General features: G+C 40.7%; 19 protein-coding genes. 10 read left to right on the plus strand and 9 right to left on the minus strand.

The genetic code is table 11. The annotated features are described in order from the left end of the window. Positions 1-2: 2 nt before the first annotated feature. On the minus strand, positions 3-677 hold the full coding sequence (locus IQ31_RS06470; protein WP_070570249.1) for a response regulator transcription factor: 675 nt from the start codon (positions 675-677) through the stop codon (positions 3-5). An 83-nt stretch (positions 678-760) separates the two neighbouring features. Further along, complete coding sequence (locus IQ31_RS06475; RefSeq protein WP_145327496.1) at positions 761-2,104, minus strand: sensor histidine kinase; 1,344 nt, start codon at positions 2,102-2,104, stop codon at positions 761-763. Positions 2,105-2,289: 185 nt separating this feature from the next. Here IQ31_RS06475 and IQ31_RS06480 point away from each other — a divergent pair, with 185 nt between their 5' ends. Then, entirely contained in the window at positions 2,290-4,662 is a 2,373-nt protein-coding gene (locus IQ31_RS06480; protein ID WP_070570245.1) for an outer membrane beta-barrel family protein, read from the plus strand. Between the two features lie 157 nt (positions 4,663-4,819). On the opposite strand, the gene IQ31_RS06485 is transcribed toward IQ31_RS06480, so the two are convergent. The 3 genes from IQ31_RS06485 to IQ31_RS06495 form a co-directional block, all read right to left on the minus strand. Next, positions 4,820-5,236 (minus strand): OsmC family protein, encoded by a 417-nt coding sequence (locus IQ31_RS06485; protein ID WP_070570243.1) that lies wholly within the window; start codon positions 5,234-5,236, stop codon positions 4,820-4,822. A 241-nt stretch (positions 5,237-5,477) separates the two neighbouring features. Beyond that, a complete protein-coding gene (locus tag IQ31_RS06490; protein ID WP_145327497.1) occupies positions 5,478-6,782 on the minus strand; it encodes an SGNH/GDSL hydrolase family protein in 1,305 nt (434 codons plus the stop codon). Between the two features lie 22 nt (positions 6,783-6,804). Next, positions 6,805-8,031, minus strand: a complete 1,227-nt coding sequence (locus IQ31_RS06495; RefSeq protein ID WP_145327498.1) for an OmpP1/FadL family transporter — start codon at positions 8,029-8,031, stop codon at positions 6,805-6,807. Positions 8,032-8,178: 147 nt separating this feature from the next. Between IQ31_RS06495 and tpx the strand changes: the two genes are divergently transcribed. Further along, positions 8,179-8,679, plus strand: a complete 501-nt coding sequence (gene tpx, locus IQ31_RS06500) for a thiol peroxidase (protein ID WP_115046479.1) — start codon at positions 8,179-8,181, stop codon at positions 8,677-8,679. Positions 8,680-8,767: 88 nt separating this feature from the next. Here tpx and IQ31_RS06505 read toward each other — a convergent pair whose 3' ends face one another. Next, positions 8,768-9,940, minus strand: a complete 1,173-nt coding sequence (locus IQ31_RS06505; protein ID WP_070570235.1) for a trans-sulfuration enzyme family protein — start codon at positions 9,938-9,940, stop codon at positions 8,768-8,770. A 156-nt stretch (positions 9,941-10,096) separates the two neighbouring features. Between IQ31_RS06505 and IQ31_RS06510 the strand changes: the two genes are divergently transcribed. The 5 genes from IQ31_RS06510 (at position 10,097) to IQ31_RS06530 (ending at position 17,241) form a co-directional block, all read left to right on the plus strand. Beyond that, positions 10,097-10,396: a hypothetical protein gene (locus IQ31_RS06510; RefSeq protein ID WP_145327499.1), complete on the plus strand. Its 300-nt coding sequence runs from the start codon at positions 10,097-10,099 to the stop codon at positions 10,394-10,396. Between the two features lie 517 nt (positions 10,397-10,913). Further along, entirely contained in the window at positions 10,914-12,797 is a 1,884-nt protein-coding gene (locus IQ31_RS06515; RefSeq protein ID WP_145327500.1) for an alpha-L-fucosidase, read from the plus strand. Then, positions 12,787-15,126: a glycoside hydrolase family 95 protein gene (locus IQ31_RS06520; protein WP_145327501.1), complete on the plus strand. Its 2,340-nt coding sequence runs from the start codon at positions 12,787-12,789 to the stop codon at positions 15,124-15,126. Before IQ31_RS06515 ends, IQ31_RS06520 begins: the two co-directional genes overlap by 11 nt. Further along, on the plus strand, positions 15,113-16,315 hold the full coding sequence (locus tag IQ31_RS06525) for a DUF4369 domain-containing protein (protein WP_158638809.1): 1,203 nt from the start codon (positions 15,113-15,115) through the stop codon (positions 16,313-16,315). The genes IQ31_RS06520 and IQ31_RS06525 overlap by 14 nt, the downstream gene beginning before the upstream one ends. Positions 16,316-16,380: 65 nt before the next feature. Next, the gene (locus IQ31_RS06530; RefSeq protein ID WP_145327503.1) at positions 16,381-17,241 is read left to right on the plus strand and encodes a helix-turn-helix domain-containing protein; all 861 of its coding nucleotides are present in this window, start codon (positions 16,381-16,383) and stop codon (positions 17,239-17,241) included. A gap of 57 nt (positions 17,242-17,298) precedes the next feature. On the opposite strand, the gene IQ31_RS27270 is transcribed toward IQ31_RS06530, so the two are convergent. Then, positions 17,299-17,595 (minus strand): hypothetical protein, encoded by a 297-nt coding sequence (locus IQ31_RS27270; protein WP_158638811.1) that lies wholly within the window; start codon positions 17,593-17,595, stop codon positions 17,299-17,301. Between the two features lie 44 nt (positions 17,596-17,639). Between IQ31_RS27270 and IQ31_RS06540 the strand changes: the two genes are divergently transcribed. Next, positions 17,640-17,864 (plus strand): hypothetical protein, encoded by a 225-nt coding sequence (locus IQ31_RS06540; RefSeq protein ID WP_145327505.1) that lies wholly within the window; start codon positions 17,640-17,642, stop codon positions 17,862-17,864. Positions 17,865-17,940: 76 nt separating this feature from the next. Next, positions 17,941-19,380 carry a hypothetical protein gene (locus tag IQ31_RS06545; protein WP_112374996.1) on the plus strand — a complete coding sequence of 480 codons (1,440 nt, stop codon included), beginning with the start codon at positions 17,941-17,943 and terminating at the stop codon, positions 19,378-19,380. Positions 19,381-19,473: 93 nt separating this feature from the next. On the opposite strand, the gene IQ31_RS06550 is transcribed toward IQ31_RS06545, so the two are convergent. Both IQ31_RS06550 and bcp read right to left on the minus strand, forming a co-directional pair. Beyond that, complete coding sequence (locus IQ31_RS06550) at positions 19,474-20,943, minus strand: glycine--tRNA ligase (RefSeq protein WP_145327506.1); 1,470 nt, start codon at positions 20,941-20,943, stop codon at positions 19,474-19,476. Positions 20,944-21,006: 63 nt separating this feature from the next. After that, a complete protein-coding gene (bcp, locus tag IQ31_RS06555) occupies positions 21,007-21,468 on the minus strand; it encodes a thioredoxin-dependent thiol peroxidase (protein WP_145327507.1) in 462 nt (153 codons plus the stop codon). Positions 21,469-21,690: 222 nt separating this feature from the next. Between bcp and IQ31_RS06560 the strand changes: the two genes are divergently transcribed. After that, the gene (locus tag IQ31_RS06560) at positions 21,691-23,448 is read left to right on the plus strand and encodes an SWIM zinc finger family protein (protein WP_145327508.1); all 1,758 of its coding nucleotides are present in this window, start codon (positions 21,691-21,693) and stop codon (positions 23,446-23,448) included. Positions 23,449-23,462: the final 14 nt, after the last annotated feature.

Raw genomic sequence — 23,462 nt, forward strand, 5'->3', positions numbered from 1 at the left:
TCTTAAAATTGAATCGTAAATCCGACACCTCTATTCGAACTGATGCTCAGATTAGGATCCAGGCTTAAATATTTGCGGATCCGGGTAATAAAGACATCCATGCTCCTTCCTGTGAAGAAATCTGCATTTCCCCATACTTTTTCAAGGATTTCTTCACGCGTGACAAGCTGATCATTGTGTTGCCATAGAAAGAGGAGAAGTTGGGCTTCACGTTCAGTGAGCTTATATTGTTTCGAAGCATGGCTTAATAATAATTGTTCAGGATGGAATAGATAGCTCCCGATGGCGATCGATTTTGGAGTACTATTTTTCTGATTCCGCTTTAATATATTTTGTATGCGAAGCAATAGTTCCTCGGGATCACAAGGTTTAGTGACATAATCATCGGCACCGATTTTTAGTCCCGTGAGCTTATCTATTTTTTGCTCTTTGGCTGTTAAAAAGATAAAGGGTAAAGTAGGGTATAGTGCATTGATTTCTTTGGCGAGGCTAAAACCACTGATTTGAGGAAGCATAACATCCAGTATAACCAGATCATAATCGGCTAGCTGCTGGAAATTTTCCGTAAGATCATTGGGCTGTGCTATCCAGTCTATGGCAAATGTGGATAGCTCAAGGTATTGCTTAAGCATAAAACCAAAATCGGGATCGTCTTCAACGAGTAATATTTTATTCATTTTTGTTTTCAGTAGTTGAGTTAATATAAATACTTTAGTCTATGGCCGTCTATTGTCTTTTCACAGCTTATCCTTGTTTTTGGTCATATTTCCGATGATGGGACAAGCGCATGCGGCAGCTGGATTTTAAACGTAGTCCCGACATTGGGTTCGCTGGTTACAGTAAGTTGTCCGTGATAACGATCGACGATTTTTTTTACAAGGAAAAGACCTATTCCCAGGCCTTTGGTGTCGTGAATATTGTCTTTTTGGATGCGGTAAAACTTGTCGAAAATATAGGGTAGCTCGGACTCCTCCATGCCGTAACCGTTATCCTGTATATAAACCGAGAGTTTGCCTTTCTGATCCTCAAAAGAGATATTAATCCAAGTTGCACCATATTTTACGGCATTGTTCATCAGGTTCTGAAATAGTGTTGTCGCATCATTTGGGCTCAGGCATAGTTTGCCGTCAGGCAAGAGACTTAATTGGAATGCAATAGCGGAGTTGGTCAGTTGAAAATCGTCGAAAATAGCTTGTAGTTCTGTGCTTTTAACAGGAGGCTGATCAATAGTGTGAAGATTTTCGTTAAGTGGATCAAGGGTTTGTTCCAAGCGATTTACTTGTCGTTCAATGACGGTTATAATGCTTTCGTCTGTTGATTTCCAAAGTGTTTTAGCAGCAATTTTCAGGGTTGCAATAGGTGTTTTGAGTTCATGTGAAATATTGTCGACGACATCGTGCAGTACGGTGATCTGTTTCTGCTGTTTTCGGAGATTCTGAATGGTTCTATAAAAAAGCCAAAGAAAAGCGGCTAGAATAAATAAGGTGCTCAATAGGAGCGAAGTAAGTTCTTTGAACAATATCCAGTTGAGATTCGTCACCTCAAAGGATGTCTTCCTATGTACAAGAAAGGTATATAAGACCTCTTTGCTCTGGATGCTGTTTTCGATTTTCTGTGTTTCTGTTTTTTCTGTTATCCACTCGCTTGAGGAAAGTTCAACGGGCCGCCGAAAAGCTCCAGACGTTGTGTAGATGGTAATGGGACCCGCTGCGATCTGTTTTTCTAAGCTCTTGAAATAGATGCCCAAAATTTCTTTTTTCAGAATGACATCCATTCCAAGTGGCTGAAATAGACTGTCGACATATTGCGTTAGCCTCTGGGATGTTTTATGGGCGTTTGCATGGTATAACTCCTTTAATTTTTCGGCCGTTATCTCATGTTTAACCAATTTGATGTAGTAATCTCTAGCAATGTCTTTGCTCATTAAATCATCATCAAAAAGCTTGTCATTGTCATGAAGCTTACTTAGCTTACTTTTTACAGTGGCAAAAATATCACGCTGTTTGAGCTGATAGGTATTGTACAATTGATACCCCTGTATGCCAATAAGTACGGCAAAAAATAACGTGAATAGGACGATATAACTTTTGGGTTTCAATTCCATACACAAATATAACTGCTGAGGGCTAAGATAATGTACCTTAACCCAGTATTAACCCTTTATTAACCATTATTTGCCGTCACTATAGACACTTTTGAAGCATAGCATATCAGTATGAAATGGCCGCGATTGTCAAATAGAATAATGCGGATAAGCTATACTAGAATTAAAAGACTAATTATTTGTACATGAAATTGATCCTATTTTTTCTGGCTTTCCCCTTGTTACTTTCGGCACAGACCAAACAAATCGGGGGACAAGTACAGGATGCAAACAAAATTGTGCTGGCGGGAGCGACTGTTATGCTATTGGATAGCAACTATCAGGAGATCCGGGAAGTAAAGACGGACCATTTTGGAAAATTTATACTTATGCTGGATCATCCTAGTGGCTACTATCTACGAACAACCTATCTAAACTTCAAGTCTCAGGAACTTTTTTTTCACAGCGATACCATTTCACGCCCTTTCTTGCTTGAACTTCTTCCCGAAGCAAAGGTACTCGAAGAAGCACAAGTCGTCGGTCGCGCTCCTAGATTGATCCGCAAGTTGGACCGCTTGGAATTTAACGTTCAGAATTCAAATCTTTCAGCGCTCAACAGCTGGGACATTTTGAAGCGTACGCCATTGGTGATGGTGAATGGTGCGGATTTAATGGTCCGTGGAAACAAAAATATTGTTGTCCTCATTAATGACCGAAAAGTGATGCTCACGGGGGACGAACTGAAAACCTATCTGGAGAATACAGCAGGTAGCGACGTGCAATCGATAGAGGTTATTACCAATCCACCTGCAAAATATGAAGCTGAGGGAAGTACGATTATCAATATTAAACTTTCCAAATCCAACCTATATGGCTATAGAGGCACGGTGGTTGCATTGGCCGAAAAAAGCAGTACCTGGAAGCAACTGTTTGGACTAACCCAGTATTATAAAAATGAAAAATTCAATCTTCGAGGTACGTATAATTTCGGACGAGGGACTTACGCACGCTATGAAACGAATTATGTTTATTATCCAAATGAGCAAACCTCATGGGAAGGTGTCATGGATCGATTTGATACCAATAACAGTCAGAACAGCTATGTGTTTTCGATAGACTATACACCCGATACAACCTGGACGGTTAATGCTGGACTAAATGGATATTATGGACCGAAAACCTATGGGATTTATGAAGTGCCAACCGTTATATACGATAAAAATCATGTACAGGAGTCCAGTTATTTTACCACCAATGATCATCAACGATCGACAAAAACGAATAACCTCTACCTTCAGGTAACAAAGAAGCTTAATTCCAGGTGGAGCATAAATTGGTCATCCTACTTCACTGACAATCATTCGACAAATGATCAAGACGTGCTGACGGCACTGCGATTTAAGGGGGAGGAACCCACATATACCCGATTTATCAGTAATAATGGAAATAAAAATCGGCTTTTTTCTTCCCAGATAGATTTCACCGGAAAAATAAAGAAGCTGGGGCTGGAGTTTGGTGGAAAATTTAGCGATGTGAAAACGACGAGTACCCTTGCTTTCTTTGATGATGAATCAGGAGAGCTCGAGCAAAGGCCTGATAAGAGTAGTGTGTTTGATTACAAAGAACGTAATGTGGCTTTGTATGGCTCATTGGACTATGCCTGGAAAAAATGGAGCTGGAAAGCAGGTCTAAGGGGAGAATATACCGATTTGGAAGGTATTGTATCCGAACCAGCTGATATCAATAAGCGTGATTATTTTGTGCTCTTTCCGACATTTTACATGCAATATGCCTTGACTGACGATCAGCAGTTTGGTTTTTCCTATGGAAAGCGTATTAGTCGCCCAGCATACTCCTGGCTTAATCCGGCTAAGTCCTACTATAATCGCTTTTCCTATTTTCAGGGAGATCCACGTTTAAGGGCGACGATCGTTCATAACCTGAATCTGACCTGGACAAAAAACAACTGGAATATCGATTTATTCTACCGATTTGAGAAGTGGCCGAATATGGAAATTTCCCGCCAAGATAACAACAATCACCAACTTATTTTCCAATATACCAATATCAAGAAAGGACAAGGGGCAGGGATAGACTTAGGAAAGAGTTTTCAGCTGACCGGGCGCTGGGGATTGAATCTGCAGCTAGAGGGGATGTATAACCAGAATTACTTTATGGGTACTGATGACGTATTGCACAAGAATGATGTGTATATCGGCAACGGAAACGTAAGCACCAACTATGTGCTGAATAAGGATGCCGGTTGGAACCTTGAACTGGTTAATACATTTACATCGCCCACGATACAGGGGCCATTTCATATTACAGGGTATTCAAGTACCTATGTGATGACAAATCGAAAATTCTTTAAAAAGAAATTTGAAGTGAATCTCTCATTTATGGACATTTTCAAAACAGAAAAAATGACGATATCATCCAAATATGGTGACCAAAACAACTTTTATAAAGATTACCGCGATACTAGAAAGGTGAATCTGACGCTGCGGTATCATTTTGGAAACCAGAAGGTCAAGAGCAGCAATCAGCCAACAAGAACAGAAGAGCAGAATCGCTTGTAATTCGGTTAATTTTGGCAAAGTCAAATCCTGCTGGAGATTCTATTTCCTTGGTTATATTCTCCATACGCCTGTAAAAGAGAATAAATACCGCATGGATCAAAAACAATAATCCTCCACATGCGATGTGGAGGATTATCAGATGCAAGGAAAGTATTTCTTAGTTTATTTTCAGTGAATACGTGATATTAATACCGCCAGCGGCAAGCATATCGTGTACCGAACAATATTTTTTAACAGCTAATTCAGCTGCTTTGGCTGCTTTTACTTCATCAATTTCACCTTTTAGGAAAAAATTGATGTGAATATCTGTAAAGACCTGTGGAATTTCTTCGCGTCGTTTTCCTTCCACCTCAACCTGGATATCGTCAATTTGCTGGCGTTGTTTTACCAGTATACTATGGAGGTCAAAGACGCTACAAGAACCCAGTGCCATTAAAACCAATTCCATTGGACGAACACCTTTTCCTTCGCCGCCGATAGCTTCTGAACCATCGATGTTGACTTTCACGGGGGATAATTCACTGCTGGCTTCGAAATGCACAGCTTGGTTGACACGGTTTAATTTGATTTTCATCTTATTCTATTTTATTCTTTTTTGCTCGTTTAGGCTGTGGAACGTGAAACGAGTTTTTTTCTGTTCAATCTATACTAAACAAACTTAGATAAATTACCTTTTATATGCAATATAATTGCGTAGTATATAAAAGTAATTTATCGATCTCTCCTCTGCCTATTGAGGAACTTATTTATAGAGGAAATATACAAAAAAGGCAGACGATTATTCGTCTGCCTTTTGTCAGTATGTAGATCACTCTTTATTTTGTGACGGTATCGGGTAGTTTGACACCGCGATATTTCGCTACATCAACCTGTGGAATCTTTGAGCCATATTTAGAATTGATGGCGCTGATAAAGATGTTCGCCATTAGGGCGTTTCCAATTGGTGTTAAGTGAATACCATCTAAAGAGAATGCATTTCCGGTAATGTATTTTGCACTCACCGCTAGTCCGTTGATACGAACACCTCCTTTTACATTATTCAAGAATTCATGCACATCAGCTAAAGCTAGACCTTTTGAATTTGCAGCAGCTTTGATGGCTGCATTATACTCTTTGATGCGTTGTACGACCGTTGCTGTTTCGCTTACATCAAGCACGTATTTGTCTTCCACGGGGTTCAGTGGGTGTAAGCCGTACGGAATTTGTGCCGCATTTGGTTTCCCCAATAATCCTGTTGAAGAGAAAGGGAGCACAAAATAATCTTGATCAGTAGCTGCACGAGGACCTGACTTTGTTGCAATGTAGATATTTGTTACCGGTGTCGGCGGATTTGTTGCATTCACAGCTGCCAATAAAGCAGCACGGGTTACCGTCGTAAAATAAGGTGTTGCTGTTACATCTGGAATTGTGGCCAGTACGCCTTTTTGACCTCCTGCTGTTAATGTCGTTACATAGTTGCCCAATAAAGACGTGAAGAGCGCAGTAGAAGTCAATGTTGATGTTGGTCCATCTTCTACACCACCGTTAGTCGCCCAGCCTAAAGCATCGTTATTGCCTAAAGCAAAACTAAAGAAGGTATGGTTTTGCGTCGTTGAATAGGCAAAATATGTTTTCATCGCATCTGCGTCAGGTAGTAAGCGTTCGAAATACATGTTTCCAGCTTGGGATCCCACGCCAGCAGCAAAGGCCATATCCATACGCATGCCCGGTACGCCAAGGTTGTTAATCGGGTCGGTATATTTTGTCAATAATTTTGGTGAAGCAGAACGGTAGGCCAATTTATCCGTTACCTGTGCCGTTACTGGCTGGCCATTGACGAGCGCTGTAAGTGTAATATAACCAGAACCATTGGCTTGATCTTCACTGAAAAACGGCGATTTGAATTCACTACCATCGACTTGCTTTAACTGTTCAGCAATTAAATTTGGATAGGCTACCTTTTGGCCCTCCAAGTAGAGTCCGCCATCGGCATAACCTGCTGTCAATGAATTTCCGATGGCAACATATTTTGAAAAATTAAGCGATCCAGCCGAAGGCGTATATTCGTCCAAGGTAGGTTTACATGAGGCGATCGCTAAAAGTGCTAACGCCGCAGCTATATAAAGTTTGTTTTTTTTCATCTTAGTCAAATTTGGCTGTTAATTACCATTTATAGCTTACACCAATACCAGGAGCAAAAATATTTGTCGCATAAGTCCCCGAAAGATGACTCTCCACATTGGTTGATTGGCGAGCCACGATGCGCTGGTATGCAAAGGAACCTGTGACGTCAAATTTTGGTGATGGTTTTATTGTAAAACCTCCTGATATCAAATACCTGGTGTTATCTGGTGTCTCCGGATAAACATAAGCACTCTGCTGTACTGGAGTTGCGATCACACCGCCACCTATACGTAATTGCAAGCGTTCGGAAGCAATATATTCCAATCCTGCTTTGACGGATCCTGCTTTATCGTATTTTTTTGGAGAATGCGTATCTTGCAATACCGGCGTATTTTCTTTGTAATCGAAATCTAGCGCCTTATAGATGTCATAATTGATGATTGTTGCATCAAGAGCCATCTTCAATTTCTCCGAAATAGGGAAGGCAACGCCCGCGGCAAATGTGGATGGTAGCGGTAATTCAGCACTGAATTTGTTGCCCGCAGGGAAGTTGCTTGCTACCGATTCAGGCACGTCAAAATTTGCATCTCCATTTTTAAGTTTGGTGACGACTTTAGAGCGGTAACTTACCGATATAGCGAAGTCGTCTTCTAAGTTATAATGAATACCCACGTTATACCCCGTTCCAGTTCCGGTTCCTTTTAGGGTTGCCAGTCCGGCGTGACCGTCCGGATAGAATACCGGAACAGAATTTTCGAGGTCTACGGTACCAACGTTGTATACAAAACCACCCCCAACACTAAAATTTTCAGTCAGTTTGAAACTCAATGTGGGCTGAATATAGATTGCACGTAGCGAAAGGCTGACCAAACTGAATTTACCTACCCAATCTTTCCCCCAATCGACGGCCCCACCGTAAGGTGTGTATACTCCAATACCGGCTTTCCACCAGGAGTTTTTAGGGCCGAATGCAGCAAATAATGAAAAAGGAGTTGAAATCTGATTTCTAGTATGATAAACAACTGTACTGCCGACCTCTTGAAAGGCAGATTTGTACATCACGGCATTACCGGCAACTGAAATAGCGTTATGGTCCATTTTTGCTAAAGCACCCGGACTATAAAAAATGGAAGACTCATCTAAAAAGTAAGCAGAACCTGCTCCCCCCATTCCCACAGCTTTGGGACTTTGTAGATTCACTTGAGATCCTTGTGCAAACAGGAGTGACGGACTTGCACAAAGTATTGAAAATAGCAGTTTCTTCATACTAGTGTTTATTTTTGGTTAACATTCCTCTTTCAAATACAATGCTAACATAATAAATGTTTGACTAAAATTAATAAATGTTGTGTAATATTTTTTTTGCTCGTACCTTTAAGTGCAAGGATACTAAAAATTAAACGATCATATTATATGGCTACAATCACTTTTAAAGGCAATCCAGTAACCACGAAAGGCAGTTTACCACAGGTTGGCGAGCAAGCTCCTGATTTTAAATTAACTGCAGGCGATCTTTCCGATAAGTCTCTTACAGACTTCAAAGGAAAAAAAATTGTATTAAATATTTTTCCTAGTGTAGATACCGGAACTTGTGCCGCTTCCGTACGTGCATTTAATAAAGAGGCTTCTCAGTTGGATAACACTGTGGTGTTATGTATATCGAAAGATTTGCCTTTTGCACAAGGCCGCTTTTGTGCTGCAGAGGGGCTAAATAACGTAGTGACATTATCAGAGTATAAAGATTCAAACTTTTCAGATGCTTATCAATTGGCTATCGCTGATGGACCTTTGGCAGGTTTATTGAGCCGTGTTGTCATCACATTGGATGAAAATGGAAAAGTATTGTACGAAGAGCAAGTCGCAGAAATTGCTGATGAGCCAAACTATGCTGCAGCGATCGCATCGTTGAATTAAGTAGGATGAGAGTGAATAAAAAAAGCCTTTGCTTATGCAAAGGCTTTTTTAGTTAATGTATATTCGCTAACTATTACAAAGCGAACGTTTATTTCGTTTTCTCTAAAGCCTGTAAGATATCGTTGATGATATCTTGTTGATCTTCCAGACCCACAGACAGGCGGATACTGCCCGGTTTGATGCCCAGATTCAAACGTTCTTCTTCCGACAATTTTGAGTGTGTCGTTGAAGCTGGATGCGTTGCGATTGATCTTGAATCTCCTAAATTAGAGGTATATAAAATCATTTCCAAATGATCTACAAAGGCTTTTGCTCGCTCAAAACCACCTTTGACAACAAAGGTTACAATACCGCCACCAGCTTTCATTTGTTTCTTGGCCAGCTCATATTGTGGATGGCTTGGTAAAAATGGATATTTTACATCCTCAATTTCCGCATGATTTTCCAATGCCTCGGCCAAAGCCAATGCGTTAGAACAATGGCGATCCATACGGATGCCCAACGTGTCTAAACTTTTTGATATGATCCAGGCATTGAAAGGCGATAATGCGGGGCCTGTATGACGGATAAAGAACATCAATTTATCGATAAGCTCTTGTTTTCCGACAACAATACCGCCCAAAACACGACCCTGTCCATCCATATATTTGGTCGCCGAATGGATAACCAGGTCAAATCCATATTGAATCGGTTTCTGAAGATAAGGTGTGGCAAAGCAGTTGTCGATCGACAGAATGATATGAGGATATTTCTCCTTGAATTTACCCAACCATTCCAAATCAACCAATTCCAGACCTGGGTTGGATGGCGATTCTAAAAAGATGATTTTCGTATTCGGCTGAATTGCTTTTTCCCATTCTTCGGGATTAGCGGCGTCTACGTAAGTTGTTGTAACGCCCCAACGTGGGAATAGTTCCGTAAATAACTGATGTGTAGAACCGAATATTGCACGTGAAGAGACAATATGGTCTCCACTTTCGATAATTCCTGCAAAGGAGGCAAATACTGCTGCCATACCTGACGCAAAAGACAATCCTGCTTCTGCACCTTCAAGAATACAAACTTTGTTGATGAATTCTGAAGTATTTGGATTAGCATAGCGGGAATAAATCATTGCATCCTCTTCGCCAGCAAAGACCGCCCGACCTTGTTCAGCGCTGTCGAAGATAAAACTTGATGTAAGGTATAAAGGAGTCGAATGTTCGCGAAGTGCTGAACGATCGACCTGTTCACGTATGATTTTAGATTGATCTTGTTTCATGATGGGTAAAGTTACGAGATGAAATTTTTATATTCGTATAATTAGCAATGAAATAACCCATTTTATGAAAAAAATATGGCTTTTGCCTTGTACTATATTCCTAGTGCTTTGCTTTTCCTGTTCAAAGGACGAGGAAGGAACTTTTGACAAAGACCAATGCAAATTCCGATCTTGTATCTAGAGTCATCTACCGCTGAATTATTTATGTCTAACGTGAACGAAATGAAATTGAGTTATCGTGGGAAACAATTGGATCGCATTATAGGCGGATTTTTAGAGATACCTACCACGAACGGATTTGCCCCCTTTTTTACGGATAAGGTGTACTGGGACGTTCGTGTAAACGGAAATCGGATGATACTTGAAAAAAAGAGTTTTAATAAGGAACTTATATTTTCAGACAGACAGAAGTTATTATTTGAGGGCGGGAAAATTGTCGAACTTATCAATACATAGGTGATTTGCTAAAAGGGGAGTACAGCTACGTCGACGAGCAACTCAGGTCCTAAAAAACGTTCTATTTTAATTCAGCGAAGAACCTAGATAGCCTCGTTGTAAGTTATCCTAATTCAGCTTTTAAAACTGTTCAGATATTTAGTGACTATGATGCCAAGCCTAATGAGATCAAAGGAGTTATGGTGCTGGAAGAGTTTCTCCCCCGAGCCTTGTCGACAAACAATTATTTAAGAAAAAATACAGTTTCGATTTCTGAAACTGGCGAGCGGGTTCAAACTGGCGGGGCCGCATGTGCTGAACAATTGTTCTACTAGTGCCAAGTATTATTACAGCATTCATGTTTTGCATATTTTAATCAATCGATTGATTTGATCAAAAAATACGATTTGCCCCAGGAATACATCCTAATCGAGCTGAGCATCGCTCGGTTTTGTACGCAAATGTTACATACAGCATTTTGCAAAACTTCTTATCTTAGGGCTTTACAACCTAATTTTCTAGCACATAAATATAGACTATGTTGACAATCTTGTTATCCTCCATTTTACTTTCCAGCGGGCCTGTCGCCAAATCAGATACTTTAAAAGCTTACGGGGCCTTGCCAACCGAGCGTCAATTAAAGTGGCAGGAGATGGAAACGTATTGTTTGATTCATTATACGCCGACAACTTTCCAAAATAAGGAGTGGGGTTATGGTGATGCACAGCCCTCATTGTTTAATCCTTCGGCTTTTGATGCAAATCAAATTGCTAAGGCAGCGGCAGCGGGTGGTTTCAGGGGCTTAATTAGTGTGGCAAAACACCATGATGGATTCTGTTTGTGGCCAACCAAGACAACATCCTATAGTATCGCTTCCTCACCATGGGAAAATGGAAAAGGTGATATGGTCAAAGATTTTATGCAAGCGACCCATCGGAATGGGATGAAATTTGGTGTATATCTTTCTGCTTGGGACCGTCACGATGAACGTTACGGCACACCGGCCTATGCAGATGCCTACAGACAGCAACTGACCGAATTGATGAGCAATTATGGCTCTTTGTTTACCTCCTGGCATGATGGAGCAAATGGCGGCGATGGCTTTTATGGTGGCCATGAAGGGAAGCGTATCATCGATCGAACAACTTACTATGAGTGGCATGAGAAAACTTGGCCTATTGTACGAAAATTACAGCCTGAAGCGGTTATTTTCTCAGATATCGGTCCCGATATGCGTTGGGTGGGTAATGAAAAAGGATTTGCTGCTGAAACTTCATGGGCAACATTTACGCCGATTGGCTTAAACGGAAAAGTCGCTGTACCCGGAGCGACAGAATCACATAATGCCGAAACAGGTGACCGTAATGGTAAATATTGGATACCTGCTGAATGTGACGTGCCACAACGTCCGGGATGGTTTTATCATGAAGAACAAGATAGCCGTGTAAAAACACCAAATCAGCTTTTTGAGATCTATTTAAAATCCGTTGGAAGAGGAGCATGCATGAATCTTGGCTTAGCACCGATGCCTTCTGGTACATTACATGAGAATGATGTGAAGTCGCTGCAGGCTTTTGGGAAAAAAGTGAAGGAAACTTTCCGTACCAATTTAGCCAAAGGAGCGACCATCACGGCATCCAATGTCCGTAACGGTGATTCCAAATCCTATGGTACTTCATTTATTACCGATAACGACCGCTATAGCTATTGGGCAACAGACGATTCCAAAACATCGGCAACATTGGAAATAAAATTAAAATCCCCAGCGAAGTTCGACCTTATTCAGTTGAGAGAAAATATTAAGTTGGGACAACGTATCGATAGTGTTTCGATTGAACGTTGGGAAAATAACAGCTGGAAGCCTTTGGCCAAAGCAACAAGTATCGGCGCAAACCGCCTCATCAAACTCGAGCAACCTCAAACTGCAAGTAAATTACGTCTTCATGTTTATGCTCCGGTAGCAATCACGCTCAGTGATTTTGGACTGTTCAAGGAGTACAACGAACCCTTTGCATTTAATACCAAAGAGGTGAAAAAGCTGACTGGATTTAAGATTTCGACAGGTAGATCCAATAATAATGCTTATATATCTGACGGAAAACCAGGTACTTTTGCGACTGTTGCCGATCAAGGTGTAATCGTTGTCGCTACAGACAAACCTGTTTCTGGTATCGGCTTCCTTCCTCGTCAGGATGGAAAGAACATAGGGACACCAACACATTATAAAATATCAACCAGTACCGACGGAAAAACATGGACCCTTGTTAAAGAGGGCGAGTTTTCCAATATTAAGGCAAATCCAATTTTGCAACAGGTGTTTTTTGATACAAACAGTGCAACCAAGTTTATCAAATTTGAACCAAAACAATTTATCGACGGCAATGAATTGGCCATAGCGGAACTTGAATTGTATGGCAAATAAATTCTTAATGTTTATCGTGGTATGTATATGTCATACCACGTTGCTTTTTGCCCAACAAAATCCACTCGTACTTTGGTATAATAAGCCCGCGAAGGCTTGGGAAGAAACTCTGCCATTGGGAAATGGACTCATCGGCATGATGCCAGATGGAAATCCTAGTCAGGAAAAGATCGTGCTCAACGAGATCAGTATGTGGTCGGGCAGTCCAGAAGATCCCAATAATTATGAAGCCTACAAAAATGTTGAAGCCATTCAGGCACTGCTTAAAGCTGGTAAAAATGATGAAGCCGAAAAACTGGTCAATGAAACTTTTGTGACCAAAGGCAAGGGATCTGGTTTTGGTAATGGTGCAAAGGTTCCCTATGGCTGTTATCAGTTATTCGGTGACCTTTTGCTGGATTATAAATTGCCCGCGGGAACGATCGAAGAGTACAAGCGTTCCTTGGACTTAGCGACTGCCTCGGCACAAACTTCATTCAAGATAAACGGACAACAGTTCCAACGTCGTTATTATACTTCTTTTGACAATAATGTAGGTGTTATCCAATTGAGTCAACATAACGATGAGGTACAGCAGTTAGGCATATCATTCCAGCGGCAGGAAAATATTGACCGTTACACCTTGTTGGACGATGGGATTCTGATCGAGGGATTTTTGCCTGATGGAAAAGGAGGTAAAAATCTGAAATTCGTTGGATTAATTCAGGTTAAAGGTAAAAATCTGCAGATCAGCAAAAAGGATAAAACCTTAGAGGTGTCTGCAAAAGGTGGTCTCACGGTCTATTTCTCAGCAAGTACTTCCTATTATGGGAAGGATCCTTTACCTGTTGTCAAAGCGGCTGTTGCAGCCGCAAAAACTGCTGACGAACAGAAAATATATAAAAACCATCTTGCTGCCTATCAAAAAATCTTTAATCGGGTAAATCTTAATTTGTTTGGAAATAAGGCGAATAACGCTATCCCTACCAATGAACGGATTGCCAATTTCTATAAAAATCCAGTTCAGGACCCTGATCTGGCCACAATTTATTATCAGTATGGAAGGTATTTGAATATTTCAAGTGCTGCTCCTAAAAATACAAATTCTCTGCCGCCAAATCTGCAGGGACTATGGGCTAATCAGATCAATACACCTTGGAATGGTGACTATCATCTCAATATCAATGCACAGATGAATCATTGGGGCGTGGAGGTCAATAACCTGAGCGAATATCATAAGCCTTTTATTGAAATGATAAAGCGGATTGCAAAAACTGGCGAGCAGACAGCAAAGGCTTACTATAACGCACCGGGTTGGGTGGTCTATATGATGACGAATATCTGGGGGTATTCCGCTCCGGGTGAGCAGGCTTCCTGGGGAGCGAGTACGGCCTCAGGCTGGTTATGTAACCATCTCTGGGAACATTATCTGTTTACCGGGGATAAAAATTACCTCAAAGAGATTTATCCGATACTCAAAGGAGCGGCAGAGTTCTACGATCATACATTGGTTCAGGACCCTAAAACAGGATGGTGGGTCACTTCACCGTCGGTGTCGCCGGAAAATGCTTTCCGAATGGCCAATGGAAAAGTTGCTGCGGTTGTGATGGGACCTACCATTGATAACCAGATCGTACGGGAGTTATACCAGGCGGTGATCAAAGCTGATTCTATCCTTACGACGAACGATAGTTTTGCCGGCGCCTTGAAAGCGAAGCTGAAGGATATCCCTCCGCCTGTAGTTGTTAGCCCATCGGGGCGTGTGATGGAATGGCTCGAGGACTATCAGGAAGTTGAACCTAAACATCGACATGTATCACATTTATATGGTCTGTATCCCGCGGCATTTATCTCGCCACAGACGACACCTGAATGGGCTGACGCAGCACGTAAGACTTTAGCTGTACGTGGTGATGAAGGAACCGGCTGGTCTAGAGCATGGAAAATATTATTTTGGGCGAGATTACAGGATGGTGATCATGCACTCGAAATTCTAAGGCAGTTGCTTAAGCCCGCTTTTACCAATGAAACAACCTATCAGGGAGTCGGGGCAGGTACCTACCCTAATTTGTTCTGTGCGCATCCGCCTTTTCAGATAGACGGAAACTTTGGCGGTGCAGCCGGGATTGCCGAGATGTTGATACAGAGCCACAATGGTTATATCCATCTATTACCTGCGCTACCTAAAGCCTGGTCAAAGGGTGAAGTTAGCGGTCTCAAAACCAGAGGAAACTACACTGTGGATATGAAATGGGAGAATGGAAAGGTTTCCGACCTCCAGATTAAAGGTAAAAAAGGAAAGATTCGTCTATTTGAAAACGGAAACTATAAAGATTATGAAGTTCGTTAACTATTTTTGCTTGATTTCTGTGCTGGCCTTGGGGACGACAGCCTGTACACAAAAGTCCGAATCGGCGAAGACAGCCGCCTTGTTGAATAGCTTTAGCTATAAAATAACCGGAAAAACTTCCGCCGGGGACGGGACTCAGGTGAGCCTCGTCGATCACGATAATAAATTGCAGCAATTTGTAAAAACACAGGTTGCCAATGGGCAATTTGTTCTGGAAGGTGAATTGGCTATGGCCGGATTTTATGATATTCAGATAAAGGGTATGGAGCCCTATACGTTATTTGTCGAAGGCGGGAGTGAATATGATTTGAGTGAAAATCAGGGCAAGTTTACCTTGACAACCTCTTCACAGAATGCGAACGATTTTGTGCAGTTCAATGCAGCCTACCAAAAGCGTGAACAGGAGGAAAAAAATAAAACTGCAAATAAAAGTCAAAGGGTAAGGCAACTGGAGAGCCAGTTGCCTTCGATGGCTGCAAGAAATGACGGTTCCTATGAAAAAACAGTCGATGAAATACAGCGCTTAAGTGGCAATACAGCATTTAATCCACGCACACTATACGCCGATTTTATTCTCGATAGTACCCATCGTTCATCCTTGGTATTGCCTTATTTTTTTAAATACATCTCCTTGGATCAGACGAACTATAAAAAATTCGATGCCGCATTGCTGAGTTTTAATGCAGATTTACAGAAACATCCTTATTTTAAGTTTGCACGTGAAAAGGTCGATAAGGTGAAAGACTTCTATGAAAATATGCCTGTATTTCCTGCTATTAGCCCCATGAATGTAGAACGGGATAGTTTGAATTTGAAGGATTTTTCAAAAGCTAAAATGCTGATTGCCGCGTTTTGGAGAACTTCCAATACAAATAGTAAGGCGGATATAGAGATGTTACGGAAAAAAGAATCTCAGTTGAACGCTATGGGGGTAAGGGTTATCTATTTTTCGCTGGATAAGGATCTGGATAAATGGATCAAATCAAGTAAAGAGCTTGCCCTGGGCAAGCAGAGTTATTTTTTGAATTATAACGACCAAGCAACGATGGAAAATGATTTTGGTATAGATCGTACGCCAAGTTATCTATGGATAAATCCACGGACTTTCCAAATTTTATCCTTGAGTGGTGAGGACCCAGCGATGCCACAGTTTTTAGGGAAGGTAAAGGAATTTCTTGCTAAAAATTAACGATTATTGTCTTAAAAAATCTTACATTTGAATTAACTGTTTAATATTTGTTGTTTCAATACGTAATGAAAGTCGTTCAATTTACAGTTCCGGTAGTTTACCAAGGATCTATTTGTGTGCAGGAAGATATTCTGCCTTCATTCTATAGCAACTACCACCGACACAAGGAAATCCAGCTGACCTATATTTTGAAGGGGCGAGGAACCTTTATGATTGGCAACTTTACCCACAATTTTGAAGAGGACGAGATCTATATCGTTGATGCGGATGAACCGCATATGTTCAAAACAGGGGAGGATATAAAGGATGGTATTCATGCCATCCATATTTTTTTCGACTACGAACATTTTAAACCCTTTCTGGATTTTCCTGAATTCGATGATGTTAAGTATTTCCTGGAACACATCAACGTCAGTAAAAAATTGGATGCGGAGCATTCCGTCGCGTTGAAAGAAAAATTTGTACAGATTAACGTGAGTGCGGGCATAGATCGTCTCCTTTCGTTTGTGAAGCTGATTAATTTTTTAAGTAAAAAAGTAGATCAATGGACTTCGCTGTATACAGGTATTCCACAAAAGAAGTTCTCAGATGCCGAAGGATTGCGAATCAATGAAATATTCCAATATACTTTCCAGCATTTTGGAGACAAGATTTCCTTGGAAGATATAGCAGCGGTAGCACACATGACACCACACGCATTTTGCAAGTATTTTAAGAAACATACCCGGAAAACCTATGTGACCTTCCTCAATGAAATCCGGATTGAACGTGCCTGTAAAATGTTGATTGACGAATCTTCGGAAAGTGTTTCTAATATCGCTTTTAAAACAGGATTTAACAATGTTGTCAATTTCAATCGGGTGTTCAAGAAAATAACCAAACTGTCGCCGAGTGAATATGTACAGGAACATCGTATGCGCTACTAGGTTGTTTGGCGGATGTTACTATGCCGTTTAATGGAATAGTCTATGGAGATTTCCGAGCTATAACTGGATCCTCATACCGTTGATTTTTGGTGGGCTCCCCTCCACGGAAATCGGAAGAATGGTTTTGTTGACAATATCGGAGAAAGACTCGTCACTGTTAATTTTAAGAGCAATGACATCGCGATGCGCGAAATTGGACATTCCTTTGCCCAGCTTTCCGATGAGTATTGGACTGGTAATCCATATGCTATTGAGTCTGTAAACCGCTCGCAATCGGCAGATGCAAAGCAGGTCCACTGGAAATGCTGGCTTGGAAAAGACGGAGTTGGTATTTGGACAAAATTGATTAGCCAAAGAATATTCAGGTTAAAATCGACAAGAAGAAAAACACAGAACAATTGACAGTAAAGGATAAAGTCGATGCGCGTTATAGCTATATCTGGATGAATGAAGAAGGTAATCCGATCTATGAATGGGACGAATTTAATGGCGAGTATGTACGTCCAACAGGGATGAATAATGTGCTCAAAATGAAATTAACAACCTCTTCTGGAAAGATATACGTTCAAAAAATAGATAAAGAGACCACTGGCAAAAGTGAAAAAAGGATTGTAACTTTTTAGTTATACTATTGGAGTGAAATGATTTATAAGTTAATTTTAATCTGCCGGTTAATTAACTTATAAATCATTTATATTTATGAAAAGAAAATCCAAGTCAACTTGGGGAATTCTTTCATGTGTATTCATCCTGGTTTTAGCCGCAATGCCTTCGTGCAAAAAGCATGCAAAACTTCCCGATGAAAACGATGAAACAATTCATGCGGTAAAATTCAAAGTCAAGGATTTTGAAGCGATTGTTACTCCCCTAAAAAAACAATCAATCAAAGCAAAACGGGCTGCGCTAAGCGGAGCTGCTTCCGAAAACGAATTGCTGTACCACTGGACGTTTGATAGTAGCAACACTGTTCCTGAAGTCGCACTCGATGCCGCCGTTTCGATCGATTACAACAATGAAAAGACAGACTATGATTTCTTGGCTGGTTGGCCCGCAACGGGAAAAGCCGTTAGTTTTAAAGGGAGTAAAGAGATACTAGTCAAGATTCCTACTACAAGTATTCACTCGCTGGGTACTTGGACCTTTGATTGCAATAGTTCGAGTACAGGACCAAGGGCGCTGCTTTTGAGTTATTCGCTTGATAAGGGGAATAGTTTTTCCGCACTTTCAGACACAGTCAAGTATCCTTCTAATCTGTCTCTTTCATCTAAAGTTTCTGTAAGTGCTTCTTTGGCTGACATATCGCTTGGCAACAGTAAAGAGCTTTGGTTGAAAATCTCATTATTTGCGGGTAGCAGGGATGGAGGAGCGGGTTACAGTCCAACGACAGGTACCTTTAAGATGGACAACTTGATGATTTACGGACAAGTCAACCCGGCCGTTTTACCAAGCAAGTTTTACTATCATGTGTTCGATGCAAAATCGAAGGCCATGATCAAATCGGGAGTGCTTAATTCGCAGGAAACATTCGCTGTTGAATTGCCGATTGGAACTTATTACCTCAGTCTAATAGCTAAAAATTCAACATTACCGCTGATTATGGCAGAGGCTGTGGATTTTGAACATTTTTATGCTACCAATGCTTTTTCTGAACAATCTGCGGAGTTGTTTGCCGCTCGGGATACCTTTGAGGTTAAGGGGGCGTTAGAGCGGGTCCTAAACTTAAACCGGATCTACAGCGAGGTCAAGTTGACTTTTACAGACAGCGAAGATCTGAGCGCAATTGATAGTATTCAGGTAGAGCAACTTCATCCTGTATTTCATTATTATCCTTTTATGACGCGGAGTAGCGATCATTTCGATAAAAGTGTGTTGACGGTTGTCCCACATTTTACGGTGGCTAATCAAAGTTTTTCGTTCAACCAATTTATGGGCTATTATCTCGATAACAAGGCTATTAAATATCAGTTCCGAGTTTTCAAAGATGGCCAATTGCTACGTACGTTTGAATTGGGAAGTGAAATCCGAAATAATGTTCAAATACAGTTTAAGGGCAAATTGCTGGAGACCGCCAATGGGAATCTGGGATTTCAGGTCGTGAAGAACGAACAGTGGGACGACAATATTGTGATAGAATACTAGCACAGTTGTTGTACTTAGCATCTAGCCGCCCTACATCTATTAAAAACAAAAAGGTGTCCAGCAATGGACACCTTTTCTGTTATAGCGATTCGACTATATTAATTTTTTAAGTAGGGTGTTCCAACCAGCCAAGTCATTCAATATTTTTTCAAGGTCGGCAATGGCAACACGTTCCTGTGCCATCGTATCACGGTGACGGATGGTTACGGTGTTGTCTTCCAATGAATCGTAATCGACTGTGATACAGATTGGTGTTCCGATTGCATCTTGACGACGGTAACGTTTTCCAATGGCATCTTTTTCGTCATATTGAACGTTGTAATCCAATTTTAGTGTATTTAGGATCTCACGTGCTTTTTCTGGTAAACCATCTTTTTTGGTCAATGGTAAAATTGCAGCTTTTACCGGTGCCAATGCTGGTGGAAATTTCAATACAACGCGCGAATCTTGTTTTTCTGCTGTAGAAAGATCTTCTGTTACCAAAGAGTTACATAATACAGTTAAGAAAAGGCGGTCCAATCCGATTGAAGTTTCAATGACATATGGAATGTAGTTTTGATTGATCTCCGGATCAAAATATTGCATTTTCTTTTTAGAAAATTCCTGATGTTGTTTCAAGTCAAAATCTGTACGGGAGTGGATACCCTCAACTTCTTTGAATCCGAATGGGAAGTTGAATTCAATATCAACTGCAGCATTTGCGTAATGCGCTAATTTATCGTGGTCGTGGTAACGGTAGTTTGATGAATCGAAGCCCAATGCCAAATGCCATTTCAAGCGTGTCTCTTTCCATTTGTTATACCATTCCAATTCAGTACCCGGGCGGCAGAAAAATTGCATTTCCATTTGCTCGAATTCGCGCATACGCATGATAAACTGGCGGGCAATTACTTCGTTACGGAAAGCTTTACCAATTTGGGCGATACCAAAAGGAATTTTCATACGTCCTGTCTTTTGAACGTTCAGGAAGTTGACGAAAATACCTTGTGCGGTTTCAGGACGAAGGTAAACCTGATCAGCTCCATCTGCCATAGCACCCATTTGGGTTGCAAACATCAAATTAAATTGACGTACTTCAGTCCAATTTTTGGTGCCTGAAACCGGACATACGATATTATGTTCTTCAATGATGGTTTTCAGTCCAGCTAAATCGTCTGCATTCAATGCGGTATTCAAAGCGTCTAATAGGGCAGCAGCTTCAGCTGTCTTACCATCTGCCTCATAACGTGCAATCTTATCTTCGATCAATTGATCGGCACGGTAACGTTTTTTTGAATCCTTATTGTCGATCATTGGGTCGTTAAAACCATCAACGTGACCAGATGCTTTCCATGTTGTTGGGTGCATGAAAATTGCGGCATCAATACCAACAATGTTTTCGTGCAATTGCACCATGGATTTCCACCAATAAGTCTTTAGGTTGTTTTTTAATTCCGAACCCAATTGACCATAATCGTAGACGGCACTTAATCCGTCATATATTTCGCTCGATTGAAATACAAAACCGTATTCCTTCGCGTGTGATACTACACTTTTGAAAAAGTCGTCTGTCTGTTTGCTCATAAGTGGCAAATATAGATATTAGTTTTAGATTTTAGATATAAGATTCTTGATAAGAGGTATTCTTTAAATGCCTAAATCACGGATCTGCTGGGACGCATTTTTGTTATCTACTTTTTTGATGATATGTTGGATAATGCCATCTGCATCAATCACAAAAGTGGTACGTGCTGTGCCCATATACTTTTTGCCATACATGTTCTTTTCGACCCATACACCATAGGCCTCTACAAGGCTCTTGTCTTCATCTACAAGCAGCTGAAAAGGAAGCTCATGTTTGCTGATGAATTTTTGGTGCGATGCTTCGCTGTCCACACTTACGCCTATGATTTCAAAACCATCTTTTTTCAAAGACTGATAATTGTCTCTGAAATTACAGGCTTCCGTGGTGCAACCTGGTGTATTGTCTTTTGGATAAAAATATAAAATAACTTTTTTCCCTTTAAAATCTGAAAGATGGACTGTTTCACCATGTTGATTTTTTGCACTGAAATCCGGTGCTTTCTGTCCTATTTCTAGTGTTGCCATATTACATTGTATTTAGTCGATTAAGATACGAAATTATAACAATAAATCTATCCGATGGTATGCTTAAGCATTTTGGTTAACGTGCCTGCTGCTACTCGTGAAGTCGACAACTTGGTTCTCGCCAAGTAATTTGATAAAAGATCTGTCGGCTGGTACAGTGAGGATAATTTTTTAGAAAATCAATTGTTCTATCGACACATAAATTACTATTTTTAAAAAAACATGGAAATGGAACTATCATCTTTTGAAAAACAGATCAATAGTACGATTTTACAGCGAGGTAAAGTCTACTACCAAAAAGGACAGGTTGAATCTCTTGGAGAAACAGAAGATGGTGTATGGGGTGCAGTGGTAGCAGGGTCGGACGATTATTTTGTAGAGATTGAAATTAGCAAAAAAGGATCAGTAGGAGATTATGGATGTGACTGTCCCTACGATGGCGATTTGTGCAAGCACGTGGTTGCTGTCTTGTATGCTATACGGGATGAAAAAGCGATTGCTCCTGAGGATGTACCTAAAACTACCAAGAAAAAAACAAAACTATCCTTTCAAAAACTACTGGACAATATCAGTAGCGACGAGCTGAAAGCATTTATTGTCCAGTACAGCAAAAAGGACAGTAGCTTTAAATCTGATTTGGAACTATTCTTTGTAGAAAAAGATGAAAACTTTGACATAGAAAAGCAAATAAAGGATCAGATTAGGAAAGCGATCAAGACCTACAGCAAACACGAATTTATCGATTATGGTTCAAGTGGTAAGCTAGCACGGGAATTACAAAAAATTCTGATGCAAGGTCAATATTATCTATCCAAAAATAACATCCTAAACGGTAGCTTGTTATGCATGGCGTATATACAGGAAGTCATGCCAGTGATTACTTACGCCGACGATAGCAATGGATCTATAGGAGATGCTATCGATAGTGGTATATCCTTATTGACAGATATTGCGGTGCAGTCCCCCGTCGATTTGAAAGAAAAGATTGCTGCGTATTTGAATAAAGAGCTGCAACAGGATCTGTACTTTGACTATGGCGATTTCGGATATGATATGACAGATCTTTATGCGCAGCTATGTCTGGATTTAAGTAAAATAGATGATTTTCTGCACTTTGCCGATGTGGCTATTCATAAAGCTCGTTTAGACCGTTATGATTACCGTAGTAGTTTTTTTATACAGATTAAAGCCTCCATCCTTCAAAAAGGAAACAGGAAAGAAGAGGTACAGCAATTGATAGAACAACAAATCCATTTGCCACAAATGAGGAAGGTTCAGGTCGAAAAAGCTATTGAAAACGAGCGCTTTGAAGAGGCCAAGGAATTGCTGGTTGAAGGAATACGACTAGCGGAAGAAGCACAGCATCCTCGTGTAATAAGGGACTGGGAAGAAACCCTTTTTCATATTGCCGTTCTGCAAAATGACATTCCAATGGTGCGCTCTTTTACAGAAAAATTCGCTATAGGTTACTCTTTTAGCAGCCACTATTACAACCAGTGGAAAAACACCTATACCTCAGAAGAATGGAGAAGTGTCATTAACGACAAAATCAACTCGATTCGCGCAAAATCAACCGGAGAAAAGAGTTCCTATTCGAAACACCAAGACTACTGGCTTTTGAACGAAATAGGTCCTATCTATATTGAAGAGAATATGTTCGACCAATTACTTGCACTGGTGCAACGGCAGACCGATCTGGAAACCATACTAAACTATCATGAGCATTTATATAAATTGTATCCTGCGGAACTTATGAAATTGTACTCATCCCTATTGGATCAACATGCTGAGTCTGCCAATAAACGTAATGCCTACCAACGATTGATGGACATCGTATTCGCTATATTTAAAGATATACCTTCTGGTAGGGAAACACTCTTGGCCCAAATGCTTCACTGGAAAATGATCTACAGGCACCGTCCTGCGATGATGGATGAATTAACGAATATACTGGACAAAATCAATGCACAGGGGGAGTAGATGAATACATGTTC

The sequence above is a fragment of the Sphingobacterium siyangense genome, assembly GCF_007830445.1.
In the GTDB taxonomy this organism is placed as follows: Bacteria; Bacteroidota; Bacteroidia; order Sphingobacteriales; family Sphingobacteriaceae; genus Sphingobacterium; species Sphingobacterium siyangense.